We start from the raw sequence: 21532 nt of genomic DNA, 5'->3' as shown, positions 1-21532 counted from the left end.
CGAAAGACCCACGGGCCGCGCAGACGGCGCGGCCCCGTTGCCGGCCGCGCGATATGCGGAGGCATATGCGGTAGGCGGGTTCGGTACAGCCTATCGAAGGAAGGTTCTGTGGCGACATAGGGCGCACAGGAGGCGCACGATGCGTGTCGTAAGCCCCCTGTGCACCCCTGGGAGGGGTTACCCCGGCCGGGATCTGCCGGGTAGCCCGCCAAACTTCGTCAGGCGAGGCCGAGGCGCGCGGCCGCGGTCACGGCGTCGACGGGGACGGTGACCGGCTGCGGGGCGCCGGCGACGGCCCAGTCGGGGTCCTTCAGACCGTTGCCCGTGACGGTGCACACGATCCTCTGGCCCGGGTCGACCTTGCCCTGCTCGGCGGCCTTGAGCAGACCGGCCACGGACGCGGCGGACGCGGGCTCCACGAAGACGCCCTCCTGCGCGGCCAACAGCCGGTAGGCGCGCAGGATCTCACGGTCCGTCACCTCGTCGATGAGACCGCCGGACTCGTCCCGTGCGGCCAGCGCGTACTGCCAGGAGGCGGGGTTGCCGATGCGGATCGCGGTGGCGATGGTCGACGGGTCCTTGACCACCTCGCCGCGCACGATCGGCGCGCTGCCGGACGCCTGAAAGCCCCACATACGCGGTGTCTTTCCGGCCACACCGTCGGCGGCGTACTCCTTGTACCCCTTCCAGTACGCGGTGATGTTGCCCGCGTTGCCGACCGGCAGGACGTGGATGTCGGGCGCGTCACCCAGCATGTCCACGATCTCGAAGGCGGCGGTCTTCTGACCCTCGATACGTACCGGGTTGACCGAATTGACCAGCGCCACCGGGTAGTTGTCGCTCAGGGCGCGAGCCAGCGTGAGGCAGTCGTCGAAGTTGCCGTCGACCTGGAGGATCTTCGCGCCGTGCACGAGGGCCTGGCCCATCTTGCCGAGCGCGATCTTGCCCTGCGGGACGAGAACGGCCGAAACCATGCCGGCGCGCACCGCGTACGCGGCGGCGGAGGCGGAGGTGTTGCCCGTCGAGGCGCAGATGACCGCCTTCGCGCCCTCCTCCTTGGCCCGGGTGATGGCCATGGTCATCCCGCGGTCCTTGAAGGACCCGGTGGGGTTCGCGCCCTCGACCTTGAGGTGGACCTCGCAGCCCGTGCGCTCGGAGAGCACCTGCGCGGGCACGAGCGGCGTGCCGCCCTCGCGGAGCGTCACGACCGGCGTGCTGTCGGATACCGGCAGCCGGTCCCGGTACTCCTCGATGATTCCGCGCCACTGGTGGGTCATTGCTGCTTACTCTCCTTCAACCCGCATGATGCTGGCGACACCCCGCACGGTGTCGAGCTTGCGCAACGCCTCGACGGTCCCGGTCAGGGAGGCGTCGGACGCGCGGTGGGTGACGACGACGAGGGAGGCCTCGCCGTCCTTGCCCTGCTGGCGAACCGTATCGATGGACACGCCGTGCTCGGCGAACACGGTCGCCACCTGGGCGAGTACACCCGGTTTGTCCGCGACGTCAAGGCTGATGTGGTAGCGCGTGACGACCTCGCCCATCGGCGAGACGGGCAGGGCGGCGTACGCCGACTCGCCGGGTCCCGTCGCCCCGCTGAGCCGGTTGCGGCACACGGCGACGAGGTCGCCGAGGACGGCGGAGGCGGTGGGAGCACCGCCGGCGCCGGGGCCGTAGAACATGAGCTGTCCCGAAGCGTCCGACTCGACGAACACGGCGTTGTACGCGCCGCGCACGGAGGCGAGCGGGTGGGTCAGCGGAATCATGGCGGGGTGCACCCGCGCGGTCACGGACCCCCCGTCGGCCGCCCGCTCGCAGATGGCGAGCAGCTTGATGGTGCAGCCCATCTCCTTGGCGGAGGCGAAGTCGGCCGCGGTGACCTCGGTCATGCCCTCGCGGTAGACGTCGTCGAGGCGCACACGGGTGTGGAAGGAGATCCCGGCGAGGATGGCCGCCTTGGCGGCGGCGTCGAAGCCCTCGACGTCGGCGGTCGGGTCCGCCTCCGCGTACCCGAGCGCGGTCGCCTCGTCGAGGGCCTCCTGATAGCCGGCCCCGGTCGAGTCCATCTTGTCGAGGATGAAGTTGGTCGTCCCGTTGACGATGCCCATCACCCGGTTGATCTTGTCGCCGGCGAGCGACTCGCGCAGCGGACGGATCAGCGGGATGGCGCCGGCGACGGCGGCCTCGTAGTAGAGGTCCCTGCCGTGCTCCTCGGCGGCCGCGTGCAGGGCGGCCCCGTCCTGGGCCAGCAGCGCCTTGTTGGCGGAGACGACGGAGGCGCCGTGCTCGAAGGCGGTGGTGATGAGCGTACGGGCGGGCTCGATGCCCCCGATGACCTCGACGACGACGTCGATGTCGCCCCGTTTGACGAGGGCGGTGGCGTCGGTGGTGACGAGCTCCTGCGCGATGCCCTCGCGCACCTTGGACGGCCGGCGGACGGCGACGCCCGCGAGCTCCACCGGTGCCCCGATCCTCGCGGCGAGGTCGTCGGCGTGCGTCGTCATGATGCGCGCCACCTCTGAGCCGACCACTCCACAGCCCAGCAGCGCCACCTTCAGCGGACGCGTACGCATCATCCGACCTCGTTTCCTCATACCGTCTACGGTTGCTCCAGTCTCACTCACCGGACCGGCGTTTCTATCCCCGGTCCGGATCGTGAGACGTCTATTTCACATTCTGCGAGGCGGCAGACAGGAGATCTTCCGCCCCGTTTCCGGCGCCGCCCGCGTCACCCGACGTCGAGCCGCAGGAGGTCCTCCTCCGTCTCGCGCCGGACGATGACCCGCGACGCACCCTCGCGCACGGCCACCACCGGCGGACGCAGGACGTGGTTGTAGTTGCTGGCCATGGAACGGCAGTACGCGCCCGTGGCCGGCACCGCGATCAGGTCACCCGGTGCCAGGTCCCCCGGCAGGAACGCGTCCTTCACCACGATGTCACCACTCTCACAGTGCTTGCCGACGACGCGGGCCAGCATCGGCTCGGCGTCGGAGGCGCGGGAGACCAGGGCGACGCTGTACTCGGCGTCGTACAGCGCGGTGCGGATGTTGTCCGACATGCCGCCGTCGACGGAGACGTACGTCCGCAGCCCGTCGAGGGGCTTGACGGTGCCCACCTCGTAGAGGGTGAAGGCGGTCGGCCCGACGATGGCGCGCCCGGGCTCGACGGAGATCCGCGGGGTCCGCAGCCTGGCGGCCTCGCACTCCCGGGTGACGATCTCGGTGAGCGCCTTCGCGATCTCGTGCGGCTCGCGCGGGTCGTCGTCGCTGGTGTACGCGATCCCGAGCCCGCCGCCGAGGTCGATCTCCGGGAGCTCTACCCCGTGCTCGTCACGGATGTCCTTCAGCAGCCCGACGACCCGGTGGGCGGCGACCTCGAAGCCGGACATGTCGAAGATCTGCGACCCGATGTGCGAGTGGATCCCGATGAGCTCGAGCCCGTCGAGCTGCAGGGCCCGCCGCACCGCCTCGGCGGCCTGTCCCCCGGCGAGCGGAATGCCGAACTTCTGGTCCTCGTGCGCGGTGGCGATGAACTCGTGCGTGTGAGCCTCGACACCTACGGTGATCCGGATCTGCACCCGCTGCCGCCTGCCCAGCGACTGGGCGATGTGCGCGACGCGGACGATCTCCTGGAAGGAGTCGAGGACGATCCGCCCGACGCCGTTCTCGATGGCCCTGGTGATCTCACCGGTGGACTTGTTGTTGCCGTGGAAGGCGATGCGGTCGGCGGGCATCCCCGCCGACAGGGCGGTGGCCAGCTCGCCACCGGAGCAGACGTCGAGGTTGAGCCCCTCCTCGTGCAGCCACCGGACGACGGCGCGGGAGAGGAAGGCCTTGCCGGCGTAGAAGACGTCGGCGTCGTCCCCGAACGCGGTACGCCAGGCCCGCGCCCGGGCCCGGAAGTCGGCCTCGTCGAGGATGTAGGCGGGAGTGCCGTGCTCCTCGGCGAGCGCCTTGACGTCGACCCCGCCGACGGTGACGACACCGTCGTCGCCGCGGCTGACGGTCTGCGCCCACACCTTGGGGTCGAGGGCGTTGAGGTCGGCGGGCGGGGCGGTGTAGTGCCCCTCGGGAAGGACGTCGGCGTGACGGGGCCCGGCGGGGTGTGCGGAACGGCTCATCTTGGGCGTGCTCTCTCAGAGGTGATCGGGTGCGTCGATGCCGAGCAGGGTCAGGCCGCCGGCCAGCACCGTCCCGGCGGCTTCGGCGAGCGCGAGCCGGGCACGGTGGGCGGCCGAGGGTTTCTCCTCACCGCGGGGCAGGACGGCGGGCAGCAGAACGAGGGTGGCGTCGGCGAGGGCGACCAGGTGCCGGGTGAGGCGGGAGGGCGCGGCGATCCCGTCGGGGTGGGGGAGGGCGGCGACGGTGGTGAGGATGCGGGGGTGATCGGCTAGGAGGGTGGTGAGGCGCAGGATTGCGGGGAGGGCCTCGAGGTGGTTGGGGGTGGCGTGGGCAGCGGGGGCGGCTGTGCTGCTCGGGGTGGTGAGGCAGTCGGCGGTTCCTGAGGTGTAGCTGTGGCCGCGGGGATCGGCGGCGTCCGCGGGGTCGGCGGTGTAGCAGTGGTCACCGAAACCGGCGATGCTGCCCTGGTCGCCGAGGGGGTCGCCGGGTTCGGCGGTGAATCCCAGGTCGGCGGCGTTGCGGCTGACGGCACGGGTGCGGGCGTGGGCGTACCGCACGCGGAAGAGGGGATTGCCCTCACGCTGGATCAGGTGGTCCGCGGTGATGCGGGGCCGGTCGTGCGGGGCGGGGTGCAGCAGCGCCCACCGGGCGGCGTCGAGCCCGAGCGGAGCGGGGTCCTCCGGCGCCGGAACCGGGCGCAGATTGACGGGCTCACGATGATCGACCTCGACGCGCCCGCCCTGGGTACCGACGATGCGCGCGAGCGCGTCGGCGAGGACTTCGGCGCGGACGTCGTAGGGCACGCGCAGCTCGAAGACATGTCCGGCGAGGGTGGTGCCGTGCCCGTAACGGAGGCCTTCCCGCAGGATCCGACGGACGAGGACGGCGGAGGTGGCGGCGTGATCGATGCTGATGTTGAGGAAACCGGGCCCGGTGATCTCGACACCGGTGACACCGACGGCGCCGGCGAGATACGGCCGCAGCACCTCCGCAACCCGCAACGGGGGCTGCCCGGCCGGCCGGGCCAGCTGCAGGGCGATGCTGGTGGCGTAGTCCCCACACCCCCCGGGCCCCGGCGGCGCGACGACCGCCCGCGACGGAACGGCCACGGCGAGCTCCCCGGCATCGACGGCACGACGTACCGCGTGCAGCACGGTGCGCGAGAGCTCGACGGGGGTCACGGGACAAGCGTAGGGGAGGAGGGGGGTGGGTAAGCGAGCCGGTTTGGGGAGGGTCCGGGATGTGGACGGAGCAAGGTGATCAACGCGGTCGTCCTGGACCGGGTTCAGGATTGTGGACCGCGCATGACGATCGCCGCGCTCGCCCTACTCGGCCACCGGCCCGTTCCCCGTGCCCGCCGTGACGCCCTCGCCGGAACCGAGCGCGGTCCCGAAGCCGAGCCCGAGCCCGCCCCGCACCGAACCGACACCACCCCCCGGCGCCCCACCCACTCCCCCGCTGTCCTCCCCCCGCTTCCCTTCCATGAGCCTCCGCACGACGCTCACGAGTTCGGCGGGCTCGAAGGGCTTGGGGAGAAAGGCGTCGACGCCGGCTTCGAGACCGGCCTCGACCTCGTACCGCGTACAGGCACTGATGATGGCGAGCGGAAGCTCTCGGGTGAGCGGATCGGCACGCAGCCGCGCGGCCGTACGGAGCCCGTCCAGCCGGGGCATGACGACATCGAGGGTCACAAGATCGGGCCGCACCTGATGAACGACATCAAGACACTCGGCACCATCGGACGCGGTCACGACCTCGAGGCCCTCAAGCTCGAGATTGACCCTGATCAGCTGCCGGATGACCTTGTTGTCGTCCACAACAAGCACCCGACCCGACGCGCCTGACACAACTCGAGAGTAGGTCGACACCGGCCACCGCGTCCGGGTTTTCCCCACTTCCACCCCGCGCGGGGGACGAGACGTGGTGGGGGCCCGCGCGGGGGACGAGACGTGGTGGGGGTCCGGCATGCCGTTCCGACGGCTGATCGCCCCGGACGCCCGCCACCGCCGGGCGGCGGCCCTGTGTCGGTGGGCGGGCCCCTCGCAGAACACCCACCCGGGACGCGCGCCCCCGACCACCCCCAGAAACCCGTTCATGAACACCCCGGGGGAGCTGGTAGTGTTCTACACGTCGCCGCGAGCGAACAGCTCAACGCCCGACACGCCCCCGTAGCTCAGGGGATAGAGCAACGGCCTCCGGAGCCGTGTGCGCAGGTTCGAATCCTGCCGGGGGCACTGCAGGTCAGAGGGCAAGAACGGCACCTGACCAGCGCAGATGCCAAAACGAAGTGACTGCAGCCATATGCAGCCGAGGGCCAGCGAAAGCGGCCGTAGGACGCGCGCTGCGGGACATACACGGGATCGGACATTGAGTCACTTAATGACCAATCCGCCACATAGCAAACGCCCCGAGGGTTCACCCCCGGGGCGTTCGGTGTGATCATCGTCACTCGTATTCGAGCAAGAGATCCTCGATTCGTTTGTTGGCCACCACGTGCCGCCCATGCAGACACTTCGCATACCGAGCGAGTAGCACCTCCACGGTGTTTCCGGCCCGCTCTGCGACCTCCGTCGGATCGACTCCGGCATTCAGCCATGTCGACAGCGCCGAGTGACGCAGGTCGTACGGTCGGTCAGCGAGCGGGCTCGCAACAAGTTCTGGTGGCAGGCCGAGCTCGCGGGCCTCGGCCCACACACGCGAGTAGGTCGAGGAGCCGACCAGTCCGCCACGCTCGTTGAAGAAGAGTCTGCCGTCATCTGCCGTGCCGAACGTGTCGATGCTGTCGCGCCAGATGGCCACGAGGATCGGCGGCAGAGGCGTCGGGCGCACCTCCTCGGGATCGCGGTTCTTCAGCCCGCGGTCGTCGTGCACCTCGCCCGTCTTGGTCCACTTCTTCCCCGCGGTCGGCCTGGTCCGATGGAGATTCGCCAGCCCCCACCCCTCCTCGGGGAGGTAGCAGTCCTGGACCGCGACCCCGACGGTCTCCGCCGGACGCATCCCGGCGTAGTACATGCCGGCGAACATGCCCACCAGTCGCCTGCCCCTGGCTCGGTGATATCCGCCCACGTACGAGACAGCGCCGATCAGGTTGCCGGCCTGCTTCGGGTTGGCCACGACGCGAGGGTCGACAGGGACAATCCTTGACGGCTTCTGCACCGAAACCGAGTTGACGGGATTTTCGTCGAACTCGCCAAGCTCCCTGGCGTAGTTCAGCGCGTTGACGAGGACCTTACGCTTGCGCTTGAAGGTTTCACTCGATGCCGCTTCTCCGTCAAGTCTCAGTTTGAGCGCTTCCAGCACACCTCGCATAACCGCGGGCTTGGCGAGATCGGCGAGCGGAGGCGAGTTTCTCGCCACCCAGTCGACCACTGTTCTGGCTGCTGGCGGGATTTCGCGATCTTCCGGGCCGGGAAGAACGAATAGCCAGTCCCGAAGCGCACGCTGCATCGCCTCATCCGTTGGCCGCCCGGGACGCTTTGGCATGAGCGCCTTTGTGACACCGGTCAGCGCCTCATTGATCTCGTCCCGATAGTTCGGCGCGGCATGCGGCCACTTGACTTGGAGGTATTTCAAAGCGAAGGCATACCAGGTGAGGGCGGGTGCCTTCTCCTCCATCGAGGGAGGGAAGCCTGTCTCTGTGTCGAACTGCTCCCCATTCTCCTGAGCCATGAGGAGCTGCGCTCGCAGCTTGTCGGCAAGCCCCTTAGTGCGACGCGAGCGAGATACCTCGCGCCCTGCAACGACCCAGCGCACCTCATAGGTGTCCTTGCCCTGGCGCTGCTTTACCCTGACGTCCCATATCCGAACGTCGGTCGTCTTCAAGCTGCGGCTTCCTCTCTCTCTTGCAGCCATTCCATGAATGCACTTCGCCATACGCGCAACTCCCCGTTCGGGAGCTTCAGTACGGCGGGCCCCGTTCCCATCTCCCGCCAGCGGTAGAAGGTTCGGCGGGATGTGCCCTTCAGCTCTGCTAGCACCTCGGGAACTGTCATCAACTCGTCACTCTTACCGCCCCTCCTCACTCAGCGCCTCCTGTGCCGAACCGCCAAGAATCGAGGCGCCGCCGCGCAGCAACCGGTACGCCATCAGGCACGAAGAAGCACTGAGGCCAGTGCGCGCGACTCGGCATTTGGGCAGGGGGTATCGCAAAAGGGCGCATGAGAGTTCCTTACGGGTGGTGCAGAATCCACCGACGCCTGGGCGGAGTGGATGACCGTTGGGCGCGGTTCGTGCCTTCCTGGATTCACGGGGTCTGGTCCTGCGCGCTGAAGAAGCGCCAGACGACGTCTGGGCACCAGGACGGCGCTGTCCGCTCCAGGTCCACCGCCAAGTAGCCAGTGCGAACGACATCAATACTCCGGAGGATCGCCGGTTTGGCTAACCGGCGATCGTCGGCTATGTTGCGCCCCCACCCACCACAGGGAAGTCCACGCACCGTTCCGAGTGGACTTCCAGTGGACGAAACTCAGGAGGCCAGCCGGTACATCCGGAGACTGGGGGCGTGCCGTCCGTCCCGAGACCAGGAGCTCATCGTCGGTGAGCCGGTCGAGGTTGCGTGCCCCGTCACACTTGGCGCCACGTAGGGCTCGGGTGACGTGTCGCGGTGCGGCTCCGGGGGTGTCTCGCGAAGTGTGCGAGGACTGCTCGGTCCCGGCGATAGCCACGTTGCACCACGTCCTCGCCAAACAGCCTGGCCGCACAGACGCAGGGCCGTGGAGATGGCTCTAGACCTCCCTGTCCTGGGCGATCGAGGCGTTCGTGACACCGAGTGCTAACAGGATGGGGGCAGTGACGCGGGCGGATCGGAAGGCGATTCGCCAGAAGGACCTCCTCGGGGCTGAACGCGGTCATGAGACGGAGCCGACGCGGGCCGCTATGGCTGCCAGGCTGCCCCGCTAGCCCGCGTCACCTTGCTGACCTGGGTGTTTTCCGGGTCGTTGTACGTTGACATGATTCAGGACGACGTTCCAGTCCGTTGAGGCTCTTCCTCGTCTGCCATCAGCTGAAGGTGTCCGCTGTCATCCAACCCAGGCGTTTGACAGCGAACCCAGTCGTTCAGAGCTGCAGCACCGATGACCTCACGAAGGCCGCGTCGGCCGGTGCCGCCTGCTTCGCATGACGCGGGGAATCCCAGAGCGGTGGGGTGCTGCTCGGCGGTGCGCTTCTCTCTTCGCCCAACGGCGGAGTCACTACGCGGGGACCCGTGGCGCAAACGCCTACTGGACAGTTCCGGTCACCGACCGCGGCCGGCAGGACAAAGGTCAGCAGAAGATGTACCGCCTGGGCCGGGCCATCACCCGCGTCTGGGAGGCCGCGGCCTCCACCGGCACCACGCTCTGCCTCGGCCATGGTCTGGTGGTCGACTCTGACGACATCGCCCCGGAAATGGCTCCTGCCCTCGCGGCCATCCGCACCGTCGATCTCAACGTGATCCGGAACGGCCTGTCCAGAGCCGACGTCCAGCGCTACCTGGACCTGCAGATGACCGACCCCCTGGGACAGGTCGTTCTCGGCCTGGTGCTGGTACGCAACGCCGACATCCACCTCCGTGCCACACTCGAGGTGTAGATCAACCGCGTCGTCGGCGAAGGCGATGCCTACCGCGTGATGCCCTCCTGGCAGCTGTACGACAACCTGCCAGCCGTCGCGCCAGCAAGAGGACCCAGAGCAACAGGAACGGCACGAACGAGCGCTCCCACACCGCCTACCAGAACGCGGTCGGCGGCCACCTTGTCACCGAAACCCTCCTACGAGTGCCGCCACCTCGACCAGCCCAACCGGGTCGATATCGGCGCGGAAGCCGCCAGCTCACCGACAATGCCCCGCCCTCGGGCAGCGGCCGGGAGATCTCGTATCGCGTCACCAGCAATGGCACGGCCTTGTACTGCGGGCACGCCGTCGAGCCCTTCGGTATACGCTCGGCGCTCACCGAGACCGCACCCCAGATCGGGCGCGACTCCAGGCCAGGTACCCGTACGTCGCTGTGGCCGCCGACGGTGCGCACCACGCAGTCACCGCTGACGCCGACGGCCACCTGTCCGCGGACGGCGCCCCGCCTTAAGGACTACCCGTTCTCCCATCCGCACCGGAATCCGCTCCCCGAGACGCGGCTGACGTGGTGGCAGCTCACGCGTGAGGCCCCGTTCGCGGGGTCAGTCCCCCCGGAGTCCGGGCCGACAACGCCGCCCAATTGGCCCATGGCGTTACCCCGTTACAACTGCTCCCCCGGCATCCTCAGTCTCGTCGAGCTCATCGTTCTCGATCTCCACATCCCCGACCTTGACCACCGGATCACTGCTGGAGTCAGACAGCTCCAGGCCGAGCCAGCCCTTGAGTCGTGTGTAGGCCAGACGTAGGAGGACGTCAGCCCGCTGATCCATGAACGTCGGATTCCATTCGTCCTCACGCTGACCCAGTGCTCGCAGGTGCGGGAGGTAGCGCGACATGGCTGCTAGATCTTCAGTCGCCTGCGCGAAAGTCAAGCCAGAACTGTTGAGGATCGACTTGGCGTCGTCGGCCGTTGAAGCACCGAGTGCCGCATACAAGACCTTCTTCTCGGTCCAAGGCCGCGAGCTGAGGGACGTGTTGGCAGCGCCTGGTGCCAGGACCAGATTGCCCAGCTTGTGGACGGTCTCCTTCTGGCTGTAGAACTCCGGATCCCACCCACTCGTGGCCTGCTGTGGTGCGATGTGTTCGATCGTGAGGTGTGTCTCGTCCGCCCAGCCGTCTGCGGTGAAGCACGAGGCGACCCCCGCCTTGCCTGGGATGATGAGGCCCGGATTCTCCGGATCCTCAATTGTGTCGTGATATGCAGCCAGAAGAAGGAAACGCGTAAGCGGGCGACTAATTGAGTAGAGCGGCAGCGCGGAGCCAAATGCCAGGAACGTCGCCAAGTTTGGGACGCCGCCGTACTTAGGGTGCGCCAATCGCGCCGCAAGTTCCTTCTTCAGCGCCTCCGCGTCGACGATCGGATCGGGCTTCGATGCATCTGGCACTTCCCACTGCCGAGCGAGCGGCCCAATGCCCGTGAGCGAGTCGCCGGCCATGACTGCCCGGTACTGGCTGTCGATGTTGCCCGTGCCGCGACGGGTTGCTCGCCAGAAGACCGTGAAGGCAGTGATTGCCTTGATAGCCTTCTCGAACTCGGCGATGCGCTGGGCCCTTGCCTCCCCTTCGTCCGCGTGGACAGCCTCGGAGTAGAAGCGCACGAGCGGCGCGATGGCAATGGTGTGATTGAGCGATTTAAGGAAGGCCAGACACAACTTTACAGTGTCCGTCATTGCGGTCGCTTCTAGCCCGGCTAGCGTGCGAGGAGAGTTTGCCGCAGGCTCCCAAGTATTCCCGATAAAGGCCGCCGTGTCGCTTAGGTGGCGCAAGTACGCGCTCCGCTCATCGGCCGAGTCCTTGTGGCGCTCAAAGGTATCGCGCATGTAGACCCGCTGATCCGGGAGGCGCTTGGAGAGCTTCTTTCCAGTCTCTGCCAACGCGAAAGTGACCAGCAGTTCTCGAGTTGCGTTCTGAAGCTTGTCTCCGACGTCGAAGTGGTCGAGGTAGCCCTGAACTGCCTTCATGGACGCATGTGCGTCCGAGTCCTGGTAGTGTTCAATTTTCTCTGCCATGACCACCCGAGGGAGGAAGGTCTCGAAGGCGGTCAGAGGCTCGCCCGTGGTGTTCAACGACTCGAAGATCGTGAAGGCATAGTCCTCGTCCTTGCCTTGCACGACCGTCAGAGCGATGCGGTTCAAGCCATAGGCAGCAAACATGACGAGTCGCATCAGCTCAGCCTCGGGCTCGTCTTGCAACTGCCCCAGCCAAGTGCAGAGCTCGGGGTCGAGTTCGTGGTTGAAGAGCGCACGCTGGAACTCAATGTCAGTAGCAAGGGTTCCTAGCGGCGGCAGATCCTCCAGCTCCTCGATAGAGTTTCGCTGTGACAGCTTGGTCAACGCCGTACGGATCTCGTTGAACCTCTTGATGAGATCGCCTTCGCCTTCGCCAGCATTCTGTCGCGCCTTCGGCTTGAAGTCCGTCGGCCTAGAAGTTGCCGGCTCGCCGTCGGCTAGCACCGAGTACGTGTAGATAAGGTTGGCGATCGGCGACTCATACTTCTTGAGCTTCTCGTCCCTGGCCCACTGATCCACGAAGGCTCGAATGAGGCGCGGGTAGATCGGCGTAGTTCCGAAGTTCTTCCGCTCGTAGAACGCTGCCCCAAGCATCTGCAGGATGTTGATCGTTTCCGAGTACAGCTGAATCCGAGCAGTATCGGCCGGATCCGGCGTCTTGCCCTTGAAGACCTTCCACGCACGCTGACGAATGAGGTTGTGCAGGCCGACAAGCAGGATAAGAAGGCTCGACAAACGCTGCTGTCCATCGATCACTGTAAGGACCTTGGACGGGACCTCGGGCTTGACGATTGGCTTCACCGTGACGTGGTTGACATCATGGATGGTGATGACGGTTCCCAAGAAGGTGAAGCTGTCCGGCGACTCACCCAGATTTTTGAGGCCATGCAGTGTGTCGTCGAGCAATTTCTCGACCTTGTCTTTGCCCCAGCCGTACGGACGCTGGTAGGGCGGCAGGTAGAGGCCCAAGCCATTGTCAGAAAGTAGCTCGCGGACACTCTTGCTCTGCGCCTCGAATATTTCCTTGGCCTGCGTAGGCATGCGTAGCCCCTTTTCGTTGAGCAGGTTCGTTCAGATCAGATGCGGCATCGCCTTGGAAGGGACCTGCAACCTGCATTTCGACTCAACGATCTTGTAGTTGATGTCGCGAAGCGCGGTGACAGTACCGAGGAAACAGCTCGATCCCTCGAACTCCGCAAGCTGGTCAAGGGCGTGCGCAACGCAACCAAGAAGGCGCGTAATTTCGGGCAGCTCCCGCTGCATGCGCACTGATACGAAGGAACATAGAGCCCCTGACTGGGCTTAATGAAGAACTGAGAAGCTGACATCCGTGCCGCATCAAAACCCTGCGAGTTTGCATATCCCGGTTTCTCTCCGTCACCGCTCCGCACCTGTGAGTGAGCCGTCACTCATGGTGGCATATGAGTGGTCGACAGAGGTAGCAGGAGCGCCATGCGACCATCATGCCCCACATGTGACGCTGCGTCACCCCAGCACAGAGAAACTCGACTTGTGGTGGGCGAGTTGCGCTGTGCTCCCTCGGAAGGTCTGAGACCTAGTCTGAGACCGTGTTTGAGATCTGCCGTGTCCCGTTGCTAGGGCGTTCGTTGAGCTCGCTGTGAGCGGTGGTGGCGGTGGGTATCCGTCGGACCTGACGGATGCGCAGTGGGCGCTGGTGGAGCCGTTGCTCCCGCCGGCACGGGTGGGACCGAAGGGCGGGCGCCGGGAGAAGCATCCGCGGCGGCGGATCGTGGACGCGATCTTCTACGTGGTGCGGACCGGCTGTGCCTGGCGGCAGCTGCCGAAGGACTTCGCCCCGTGGCCGACGGTGTACTGGTATTTCACCTGGTGGCACGACGACGGCACCGTCGAGCGCATCCACGACGCCCTGCGCGGCAAGGTCCGTGAAGCTGACGACCGCGACGTAGAGCCGAGCGCGGGCCTGATCGACTCGCAGTCCGTCCGCACGGCTGACACGGTCCCCGCGGCCACCAGAGGCTTCGACGCGGGCAAAAAGGTTAAGGGCCGCAAGAGGTTCATCGGCACCGACACCTTGGGCCTGCTCCTGGCCGTCCACGTCGTCGCGGCGAACATCCAGGACCGCGACGGCGCAAAGCGGCCTTTGCTGTGGACCAGGCTCGACCATCCCGGCGTCAAGAAGGTCTGGGCCGACCAGGGCTTCGCCGGCCGCCTGGTCGAGTGGGCCACACAGATCCTCGGCCGTGACCTGGAGATAGTCCGCAAGGACCCTGACCAGCGCGGCTTCCAGGTCCAGCCCAAGCGGTGGGCGGTAGAGCGTACGTTCTCATGGCTTACCGCTCACCGGCCTGGCCCGGGACTACGAGACGTCCGGCCCGCTCCGAGACGATGGTTCGATGGGCCATGATCGGCGTCATGGTCCGTCGGCTCGCCCGGGGCCGTGCTGCGACACGTTCTGGCCCACGACCGCTCGTGCGCCACTCCTCGTAGACAGCCTGCCAGCCCCTCGACGTGGTAGCTGCCGTCAGCGAGCTACAGGGCCAGAAACCTCTCAACCTCGCGTTTCAGGGCGGGCGGCACGTCGGCCAACTCTGCCACGATCAGGCGGACATCCCGCTTGAGTTCGGGGGACTCGCTCCAGACCTCCCCACTCCTGGTGAGCCAGCAGGTCGCCCTCGTACATGTCGCCTTCCGCCAGTGGGTCGATCCGGAGGACCTCCACCGCAAGGGGCAGGAGATAGGCAAGACCCACGTCTTGCCTGATCAGTAGCCGCATGTCCTCGACCGTCAGGCCACCGATCGGCTTGCGGCGAAGCTCACGCACGGTCGCCATCAGCCGGGTTTCACCGTCCGAGGGGGCCGACCAGCGGTCGCGCTCAAGCTCCTCAAGGGAGCGGTCACGGTTCACGAGTCGAGTCACCGACCGATCGTCCCATGTCAGATCTCAAACACGGTCTGAGTGAGATCGCAACCGCAAGCGGGACAAGCTTGGTTGGCAGCCGGGAAAGCAACAGCGGCCCCAGCTCGCGCTGCTGGGGCCGCTGTGTGAGGTTGCGCGTCAGAGGTGGCAGACGGAGCAGCCAGCCTCGTCGTCGTCGGAGTCGAGTGCGTCTGAGAGGACTTCCAGGAGCGGACGGTTGGGCTTGATGCGCTTGGCGGCGCGATCCAGGGCCGCCTGGTGCTTGGCCTCGATCTCCTCCTTGCGTTCTATGAGCTCTGGGAGGGATTCGCCTTGCGACCAGGTGTAGTTGCGGCCCTTCATTGCGGTGTGCCGGTAGCGAACCTTCTCTTCGTACTCCACGGCACGGTCGAACAGGTCCGGATGGCGTTCCTTGAGGCCGACCCATTCATGCTTGCGCTGGAAGAAGCAGAAGTAGCAGCCAGAGCGGGTGCGCCACTCGTAGTAGTCGGGCAGGCCGATGCCGGCCTCGTCGAGGATGCGCATGACGCCGTCCTTGTCGATGCCGTCCTCACGGAAGGGGAAGACAGCTTCGATGTTCGGCTTGGTACTGACGTAGCCGAGGCGGTTCTCGTCGGCGCGGATGGCGACGTAGGAGATGACCTTGTCCTCGCCGACCCAGTCTTCCAGGGGCTTGATCTTGAGGTTCTTGGTGCACCAGCGCATCTGGGGGCTGGGCAGCGTGCCCTGGTAGACCTCCATCCAGTGGTCGAAGTCCCGGTCGGCGTTCAGCCGCACGATGGACTTGCCGAGTGCGGCCTCCAGGCGGTTGAGGTACTCGTAGGTCTCGGGCAGCTCGGCGCCCGTGTCGCAGAAGAAGTACTCCATCTCTGGGACTCGGTTGCGCATGTAGACGGCGAGCGCTGAGGAGTCCTTGCCTCCGGAGATACCGAGCACGTGCCGGACCTTCTGAGTGTCGGCTCCGTCGGTCATCCCTGTGCCTTCCTTTCACTCGCTGCTGTCGCGGCATCGGTCACGCGCTGGGCGAGGGCCGCGAGCAGGATCCTCGCTCCGTCCGGCCCGAGAGCCTTCTCGGCCTGCTTCAGGACGTCGGTGGCGAGGCTGTCGGCCTCGCCGCGGGCCTGTTCCGGCACGTAGATCAGGGTGCGTTGTTCCACGCCGGCGCTGTCGGTCAAGGTCAACAACTGGGCGTCAAGTTTCTCTTCCCGGCCGCGGACCTCGTTGCCGGCGTGGTGCAGGTGTCCGACGCGGTCGAGGGCGGCGGCCATCGACCGGGCCTTTTGCGGGAAGACCTTGGCCTCGTGGTCGTCCCAGTCGCCGAGGGCGGAGTTGGTCAGGCGTACGACGATGGGTTCGAGCCAGTCGTCGTCCTCGAGGTCATCGCTGAGGACGAAGTCGACGAAGCCCCGTAGTTCCGGGGTCAGTACCGCGTCGGCGAAGCCGCGCAACCGGGCTGCGAGCTGTGCTCGCAGCTCTGGCAGTTCGGCCGGCAGGCGGAACTCCTTGGCGAGAACGCGCACGACCTGGGCGCGTAGTTTGCTGTCGACGGCGACGAGTTCGTCCGCTGCCGCAGTGAGCCGTTCCACGTAGGCGTTGGCGGCTTCCGCATTGGTGCGGGTGCGGGCCGGGATCTCGGGCAGGCCAAGGGCCTTCGGCAGTGCGTGGAAGATCAGGTCGTCGGGGTCCAGGGACCGGACGATTGTCGTCCGCACGGTGCGGGCGTCTGCGGAGATGTTCTTGGTGGTGCGGGCGTACTTGTGCAGGTCGGCCACGCGCATGATCAGGGCGCTGGCCACGGAGAGGAGGTCGGGGTTCCGCAGGGCCTTGGAGCGCGGTGCCTCCACGCCGAGCGAGACCATGAGCTTCTTGATGATGCTGCCGCGCTGGCCGTCTCCGGCCGGCGTGTACTTCACCGAGAAGCGTGCCGGGCCCTTGACGAGGCGCTCAACGACGTCGACGGTCAGCCGGGGCAGGTAGGTGCCTTCCTCGAACAGGGCGACGTCGTGGCGGCGGATAATCAGGGCCGGGATCAGGAAGACCGGGACCACGCCGGCCTTGAGCCCGAAGGGCGGGCTCATCAGAACACGGATGACCTCTTCCATGCTGACCCGCTCCGTGGCACTGGTCAGTACCTCGTTGAGGGCGTTCCAGGCGGGCTGGGCGTGCTCGTGGCCCTCGCCGGGTGGGGAGAAGCCGTACGGGAGCAGGCTCTCTTGCTGGGTCTCGGCCTGTGCCTCCCCGTTCTCTCGGTGCAGGCCGAGGTAGGCCAGGACACCGTGGTAGATGGCTCGCTCAGCCTTGTACCCGGGGAGGCCGAGGTTCTCCTCGCCCGAGGCGGAGAGCATCGCCGACAGCAGTATGCCGCGCGCCTGGGCGGCCTGGCTGGTCAGGACGTGGCGGCCGAGCATCTCGTTACGGATGTGCGGGGTGTGCGGGTACACCGACTCGCAAGCGAGGGAGACCAGGCCGCTCAGGCTACGGGCCGTCAGGCCGGAAGCGGCGGGTTCTTCGCCAGGGGCGATCCCGGTGTGCCACAAGCTCCAGGACGCATCGGAGGACGGCGGGTAGAAGGCGTCCTGCAGCTGCTCCAGCAGCTCGGCCTCGGCCTGCACGAGCCGCTCCATGACTTCCCGCCGGGCGACGTGGTCGATGTCCTGCTGGACGCTGAGTTCCTTCAGCGCGACGAGGTAGGTGGCCGTGGTCAGCACTACGTCGGGGTCAGGGGTGGTGCCCACGAGTACCGGCAGAGGCGAGTGGACGTTGGGCCGGTCTGCGCCAGTGCCGAAGTGGAAGACGACGAGGCCGTCGGCGGGCTCCCTCAACTCATCCGGGGCGGCGACGGTCTTGGTCTCCGGGCCGCTGACCGCGGTGTAGAACACGCGCATCATGCCAGTGACCTGGCTGTGGCGGCTGGCCACGAACGCCTGTGGGACGAGACTGCCGAGCCGGTTGATGACCGCAGCGTCATCCAAGTGGCTGATGATTTCCTTGAGCCGACCGTCGATGTCGACGTCCGTGCCCTGCCAGACCCGGTATTCCCCGCTGAACTCACGATGGACCACGAAGCCCCGGCGCACGAGGTCGGCGAGCCGCTCTTCGAGTGCCGTGAAGGCGTCGGGGGCAGCGACGTCGGTGGGGTCGTGGAGGGCGAAGTGGATCATCGGGGCAGTGGCGCTGAGGGCCCCGTCGGAGTCGATCAGGTTGAGGACGCCGATGGTCTTCAGTACGTCCTGGTCGGCATCTGGGAGGCCATTGGCGTCCCGGATGCGTGAGTCGACCTCGATCCACCGGCTCGCGTTGGCGGAGGCGAGCAGGGTGGTGCGCCCGGAGTTGAGGAAGTAGTCGTACAGCTGCGGCAGCCGCACCGTGCTGGCGTGCTCCGCTTTCTCGTTACTGTGCTGGGCCAGCGAGTGGCGGACGGTGTTGGGCTCCCCGCTGTTGAGGAAGCCCGACAGGCTGCGATCGTGCTGGCCGATCTGGGCGGCAAGGATCGGCGCGGCCAGGGCCGTGATGGGGTGCAGCGGGTAGAGGTCGGCGAAGTGGTCGGGGCCGAGTTCGGCGAGAACGCCGAGACCGTGCTGGGTCCAGATGTCCGCGGATGCCTCGGCGGAGGCGTTGATCAGTGCCTGCCCCGCAGAGTTGACGGCCGAGCGGTCGAGGCGGCGGCGCAGCAGGTGCAGTGAGTCGCCGTGGTGGGGGACGAAGGTGATGTCTTCGAAGCGCCCTTGGATCTTGGCCCATTCGCGGGTCTTGAGTTCGCTAGACCGTGAGGCGTAGTCCATGAACGACAGGTGCTGCAAGGTCATCAGGTAGACGGGCAGCCCGTTGGGGCCGGCCGCCTTCTCGGCGAGTTCCTGCAGCAGGAACAGGTCGTGCTGGGCGTCGGCGAACTCGTTGTGTGCGGCGAGGTGTTCCAGCGTCTTGCCGAACTCGTCGATGACGAGGAGCAGAGGCTGCTGCCCGTCCACCGTCAGCGCCGTGACGGCGCCGAGAATTTCCTTGGCCCCGGCCCGGTCCGAGTCGGCGCACGCCTCCAGGGCGGTGGCGATGGCCTTCGGGACACGCTTGCCCCAGCGTCGCGCCGCAGCCGTGTGCAGGGCACGGGAGAGGGTAGCGACGACGGATTCGCGGCGGGCGGTGGCCACGCCGCCGAGGAATCCCCCGGGAGCGATGGCATCGCGGGCTGCGGCAAGGCGCTGAGCGAGGGCGGGGCTGGCCTCTTCAAGGATGCGCTCGGCCTCGCTGCGCCGCTTGGCATCCCGCCCCAGCAGAGCGTCGATGATGTTGGACAGGGTGGACTTGCCGGAGCCGTACGGGCCGGTGAACGACCAGGCGCGGGCACGGCGTTGGTCGGCCAGCGCGCTCGCGATGCGTTCCAGGACGTCGACGGCCCGGGCGCCGACGTAGGGGTCGTGCAGCGCGTCCTCGACGTCGCGCTCGAGGTTGGTGGAGCGCATCTGGGAGCCGACAAGTTCGATGCCGGCGGGGAACTGCGGAGCGGAGCCCGACGGGCTGCTCGGGGTCCGCGTGGAGGTTGCGGTGGTCACGCGGTCTCCTTAGCAAAGAGTGTGTCGGTGGTGTCGTCCGTGTCTGTGGCGTCCGTGGGCCTCGTTGCGAGTTCCTTCTGCTCGGCCTCGGCGAGCTTGGGGAACGTGGCGGCCCACTCCTCTCGGGTGGGGAAGCCGGGACGGCGGGTGACGAAGTCGTACTGCTCGTCGAGCACTTCCCACGCCAGATCGAAGGGGTCGGCCGTGAAGGCGAGGCTGCGCTGTCCCACGGCCTCGGTCAGGTCGAGCTGCGGGTGGTCCGCAGCGACCTTCTGCAGTGCCATGACGATCTCGTTCTCCCGGACGCGGAAGGCGCGCCCCGGGGAGCCCGGCTCGTTGGCGAGGCGGGCCACGGAGATTGAGTTGGCCTGGCGGGAGAACTTGGCGGCGTAGTCGAGGCAGGCATAGGCCAGGACCCGGGCAGGCAGCGAGGTGCGGTGCCCGCTGGTGAACTGCCATTCGGGCTTGCCGCGCGTCCCGACAAACGTCAGCAGGTCCAGGTCACGGAAGGGGCATGCGAGCAGATCCTCGTAACTGCCCGGCGAGCCCGCCTTCTCCGGGGCACTGCGCGCGTACATCTTGGTGAGGCACTCGACGTCCCGGACGATCGACGCCTCCTCCGGGCTCTTGTCGTAGGAGAAGTTCACATGCCGGGTGACCACCTGCGTCATGTCCGCAACCGTGAACCGAGAGAACGGCGCGAGGTGGAAGGCCGTGTACCAGGTCGGCGCGTGGCTCTTGGCCCCGGGACGGGACGAGACCAGCCACCAGTGCAGCAGCCACAGGCTGCCGTTCTCCTCCAGATACGGGTCCGCACCGTCCTCGTCCAGAAGCCAGCGGGCCTCCCAGGTGGGGTAGGAGAACTTGGCCTGTGTGCGCTTCTCGGGCGTGTGCTCGCGGGTCAGCTTGAACGCCCTCGACCAGTAACGCATGGAGTGGACCATGTTCTTGCCCACACCGAACCGCACCGGGGCATCAGCCGCGAGGAACGCACCCTGATCGTGTTTGACCTGCATGTACGCCTTGTGCAGCCAGCCGAAGCGGGGCGCGAACGTTTCGTGTCGCGCGAAGGAAAAAAGGGCGGCTTCCCCAAGCCGGCTGTCTGACATCCGGGACCTCTCTGTGTCCAATGCGATTGCTCTAACGAGGTTGGTAAACGGGGTAACGGTCAGCGTGGACCGTCGGCTTCGGCCAGCGCGGCTCGAACCTGCGTCACGGCGCGTTTGACGGCTTGCGCGGCGTGCTCGATCTCGGCATCTGTGGTGGCGTAGCCCAGCGAGAAGCGGATCGTGCTGTCGGCGTCCGCCCGGGACAGCCCCATCGCCAGGAGCACGTGGCTCGGCGTCGGAGCGCCGGACGCGCACGCGCTGCCCTCCGAGGCAGCGACGTCGGGCATGGCCGCCAGGACCGCGTCCGCAGGCACCCCAGGGAAACTAATGCTCGTCACGCCGGGCAGGCGCTGATCGCGCCGACCGTTGATACGGCAGTCGGGTAGGGCGCCGGTGACCAGGTATTCGAGGCGGTCACGCAGGGCAGCGACCCGCTCAGCCTCCTCGCCGAGGCCGCGCGCCGCGGCCTCGGCCGCTGCTCCCATGCCGATGATCCCTGCCACGTTCAGCGTGCCTGCGCGCCAGCCCCGCTCCTGTCCGCCGCCCACGAGGAGGGGCCGTTGCGGAAGTGGGGACCCACGCCGCACATACAGGGCACCGACTCCCTGCGGTCCGCCGAACTTGTGGGCCGACAGCGACAAGAGGTCGACGTCGAGTTCAGCGACGTCGACCGGGAGGCGGCCGATGAGCTGCGTCGCGTCTGTGTGGATGAGTGCGCCGGCTTCACGGGCCGCCTTGGCCACGACGCGGAGGTCGGTGAGGACACCGGTCTCGTTGTTCGCCGCCATCAGGGAGACCACTCCCCCACGACGCGCGGCAAGGACCTGTTCCAGGGCGCCGAGATCCACCAGGCCGTCGCCACCGACCGGCAGGAGCACAAGATCCTCGGGGCTCCCGGCCGTGACCGCGCGGACTGTCTCCAGTACAGCCGGATGCTCAACAGGGCTTGTGACCAGGGGACTTCCAGCTGTGAACGCGGCCCGCAGGGCCAGATTGTTCGCTTCGGTCGCCCCGGAGGTAAAGATGATCTCGCCGGGCGAGCAGCCGAGGAGGTCGGCTAGCTGTCGGCGGGCGACGTCGACCCGACGAGCCGCCTGTCGTCCGGGTTGGTGCATGCTTGAGGCGTTGCCGACTGATTGCATGGCCTCGACGACGGCAGCGAGGGCCTCGGGGCGGATCGGAGCGGTGGCGTTGTAGTCAAAATAGGACGTATCTGGCCCATTCGGCTCGCTCATCG

General features: G+C 67.2%; 15 protein-coding genes, 1 tRNA gene and 1 pseudogene. 3 read left to right on the top strand and 14 right to left on the bottom strand.

Translation table 11 applies throughout. From position 1 onward, the window contains the following. Positions 1-218: 218 nt before the first annotated feature. The 5 genes from thrC to ACIHAR_RS33190 form a co-directional block, all read right to left on the bottom strand. Positions 219-1277 (bottom strand): threonine synthase, encoded by a 1059-nt coding sequence (gene thrC / locus ACIHAR_RS33210; protein ID WP_365464144.1) that lies wholly within the window; start codon positions 1275-1277, stop codon positions 219-221. A gap of 6 nt (positions 1278-1283) precedes the next feature. Continuing rightward, complete coding sequence (locus ACIHAR_RS33205) at positions 1284-2576, bottom strand: homoserine dehydrogenase (protein ID WP_365464146.1); 1293 nt, start codon at positions 2574-2576, stop codon at positions 1284-1286. A gap of 152 nt (positions 2577-2728) precedes the next feature. Then, on the bottom strand, positions 2729-4120 hold the full coding sequence (gene lysA, locus ACIHAR_RS33200) for a diaminopimelate decarboxylase (RefSeq protein ID WP_400022991.1): 1392 nt from the start codon (positions 4118-4120) through the stop codon (positions 2729-2731). A gap of 15 nt (positions 4121-4135) precedes the next feature. Then, positions 4136-5302: an ArgS-related anticodon-binding protein NrtL gene (gene nrtL, locus ACIHAR_RS33195; RefSeq protein WP_400022990.1), complete on the bottom strand. Its 1167-nt coding sequence runs from the start codon at positions 5300-5302 to the stop codon at positions 4136-4138. Positions 5303-5446: 144 nt separating this feature from the next. Further along, positions 5447-5938 (bottom strand): response regulator, encoded by a 492-nt coding sequence (locus tag ACIHAR_RS33190; protein WP_365464196.1) that lies wholly within the window; start codon positions 5936-5938, stop codon positions 5447-5449. Between the two features lie 345 nt (positions 5939-6283). On the opposite strand from ACIHAR_RS33190, the gene ACIHAR_RS33185 reads away from it, so the two are divergent. Next, positions 6284-6355: transfer RNA gene (locus ACIHAR_RS33185), tRNA-Arg, on the top strand. A gap of 211 nt (positions 6356-6566) precedes the next feature. On the opposite strand, the gene ACIHAR_RS33180 is transcribed toward ACIHAR_RS33185, so the two are convergent. After that, entirely contained in the window at positions 6567-7943 is a 1377-nt protein-coding gene (locus ACIHAR_RS33180; RefSeq protein ID WP_400022989.1) for a tyrosine-type recombinase/integrase, read from the bottom strand. Then, the gene (locus tag ACIHAR_RS33175; protein WP_400022988.1) at positions 7940-8113 is read right to left on the bottom strand and encodes a helix-turn-helix transcriptional regulator; all 174 of its coding nucleotides are present in this window, start codon (positions 8111-8113) and stop codon (positions 7940-7942) included. The genes ACIHAR_RS33180 and ACIHAR_RS33175 overlap by 4 nt, the downstream gene beginning before the upstream one ends. A gap of 1279 nt (positions 8114-9392) precedes the next feature. Here ACIHAR_RS33175 and ACIHAR_RS33170 point away from each other — a divergent pair. After that, positions 9393-9689 carry a hypothetical protein gene (locus ACIHAR_RS33170; RefSeq protein ID WP_400022987.1) on the top strand — a complete coding sequence of 99 codons (297 nt, stop codon included), beginning with the start codon at positions 9393-9395 and terminating at the stop codon, positions 9687-9689. A 635-nt stretch (positions 9690-10324) separates the two neighbouring features. On the opposite strand, the gene ACIHAR_RS33165 is transcribed toward ACIHAR_RS33170, so the two are convergent. Then, a complete protein-coding gene (locus ACIHAR_RS33165) occupies positions 10325-12781 on the bottom strand; it encodes a DUF262 domain-containing protein (RefSeq protein ID WP_400022986.1) in 2457 nt (818 codons plus the stop codon). Between the two features lie 30 nt (positions 12782-12811). After that, positions 12812-13003 carry a hypothetical protein gene (locus tag ACIHAR_RS33160; RefSeq protein ID WP_400022985.1) on the bottom strand — a complete coding sequence of 64 codons (192 nt, stop codon included), beginning with the start codon at positions 13001-13003 and terminating at the stop codon, positions 12812-12814. Between the two features lie 355 nt (positions 13004-13358). Between ACIHAR_RS33160 and ACIHAR_RS33155 the strand changes: the two are divergent. Further along, a pseudogene (locus ACIHAR_RS33155) lies at positions 13359-14209 on the top strand (IS5 family transposase). A gap of 61 nt (positions 14210-14270) precedes the next feature. Here ACIHAR_RS33155 and ACIHAR_RS33150 read toward each other — a convergent pair. The 5 genes from ACIHAR_RS33150 to ACIHAR_RS33130 form a co-directional block, all read right to left on the bottom strand. Next, positions 14271-14639: a contact-dependent growth inhibition system immunity protein gene (locus tag ACIHAR_RS33150; RefSeq protein ID WP_400022984.1), complete on the bottom strand. Its 369-nt coding sequence runs from the start codon at positions 14637-14639 to the stop codon at positions 14271-14273. 138 nt (positions 14640-14777) lie between these two features. Next, positions 14778-15611 (bottom strand): phosphoadenosine phosphosulfate reductase family protein, encoded by an 834-nt coding sequence (locus ACIHAR_RS33145; protein ID WP_400022983.1) that lies wholly within the window; start codon positions 15609-15611, stop codon positions 14778-14780. Then, entirely contained in the window at positions 15608-19186 is a 3579-nt protein-coding gene (locus tag ACIHAR_RS33140) for an ATP-binding protein (RefSeq protein WP_400022982.1), read from the bottom strand. The genes ACIHAR_RS33145 and ACIHAR_RS33140 overlap by 4 nt, the downstream gene beginning before the upstream one ends. Then, positions 19183-20295: a DUF4007 family protein gene (locus ACIHAR_RS33135; protein ID WP_400022981.1), complete on the bottom strand. Its 1113-nt coding sequence runs from the start codon at positions 20293-20295 to the stop codon at positions 19183-19185. The genes ACIHAR_RS33140 and ACIHAR_RS33135 overlap by 4 nt, the downstream gene beginning before the upstream one ends. A gap of 59 nt (positions 20296-20354) precedes the next feature. Beyond that, the gene (locus tag ACIHAR_RS33130; protein ID WP_400022980.1) at positions 20355-21530 is read right to left on the bottom strand and encodes a cysteine desulfurase family protein; all 1176 of its coding nucleotides are present in this window, start codon (positions 21528-21530) and stop codon (positions 20355-20357) included. Between the last annotated feature and the right edge of the window lie 2 nt (positions 21531-21532).

Source organism: Streptomyces sp. NPDC052016 (genome assembly GCF_044548445.1).
Classification (GTDB): Bacteria; Actinomycetota; Actinomycetes; order Streptomycetales; family Streptomycetaceae; genus Streptomyces.
The sequence above is the reverse complement of the archived record's forward strand: the minus strand, read 5'-3'. Positions and strand labels throughout refer to the sequence as shown.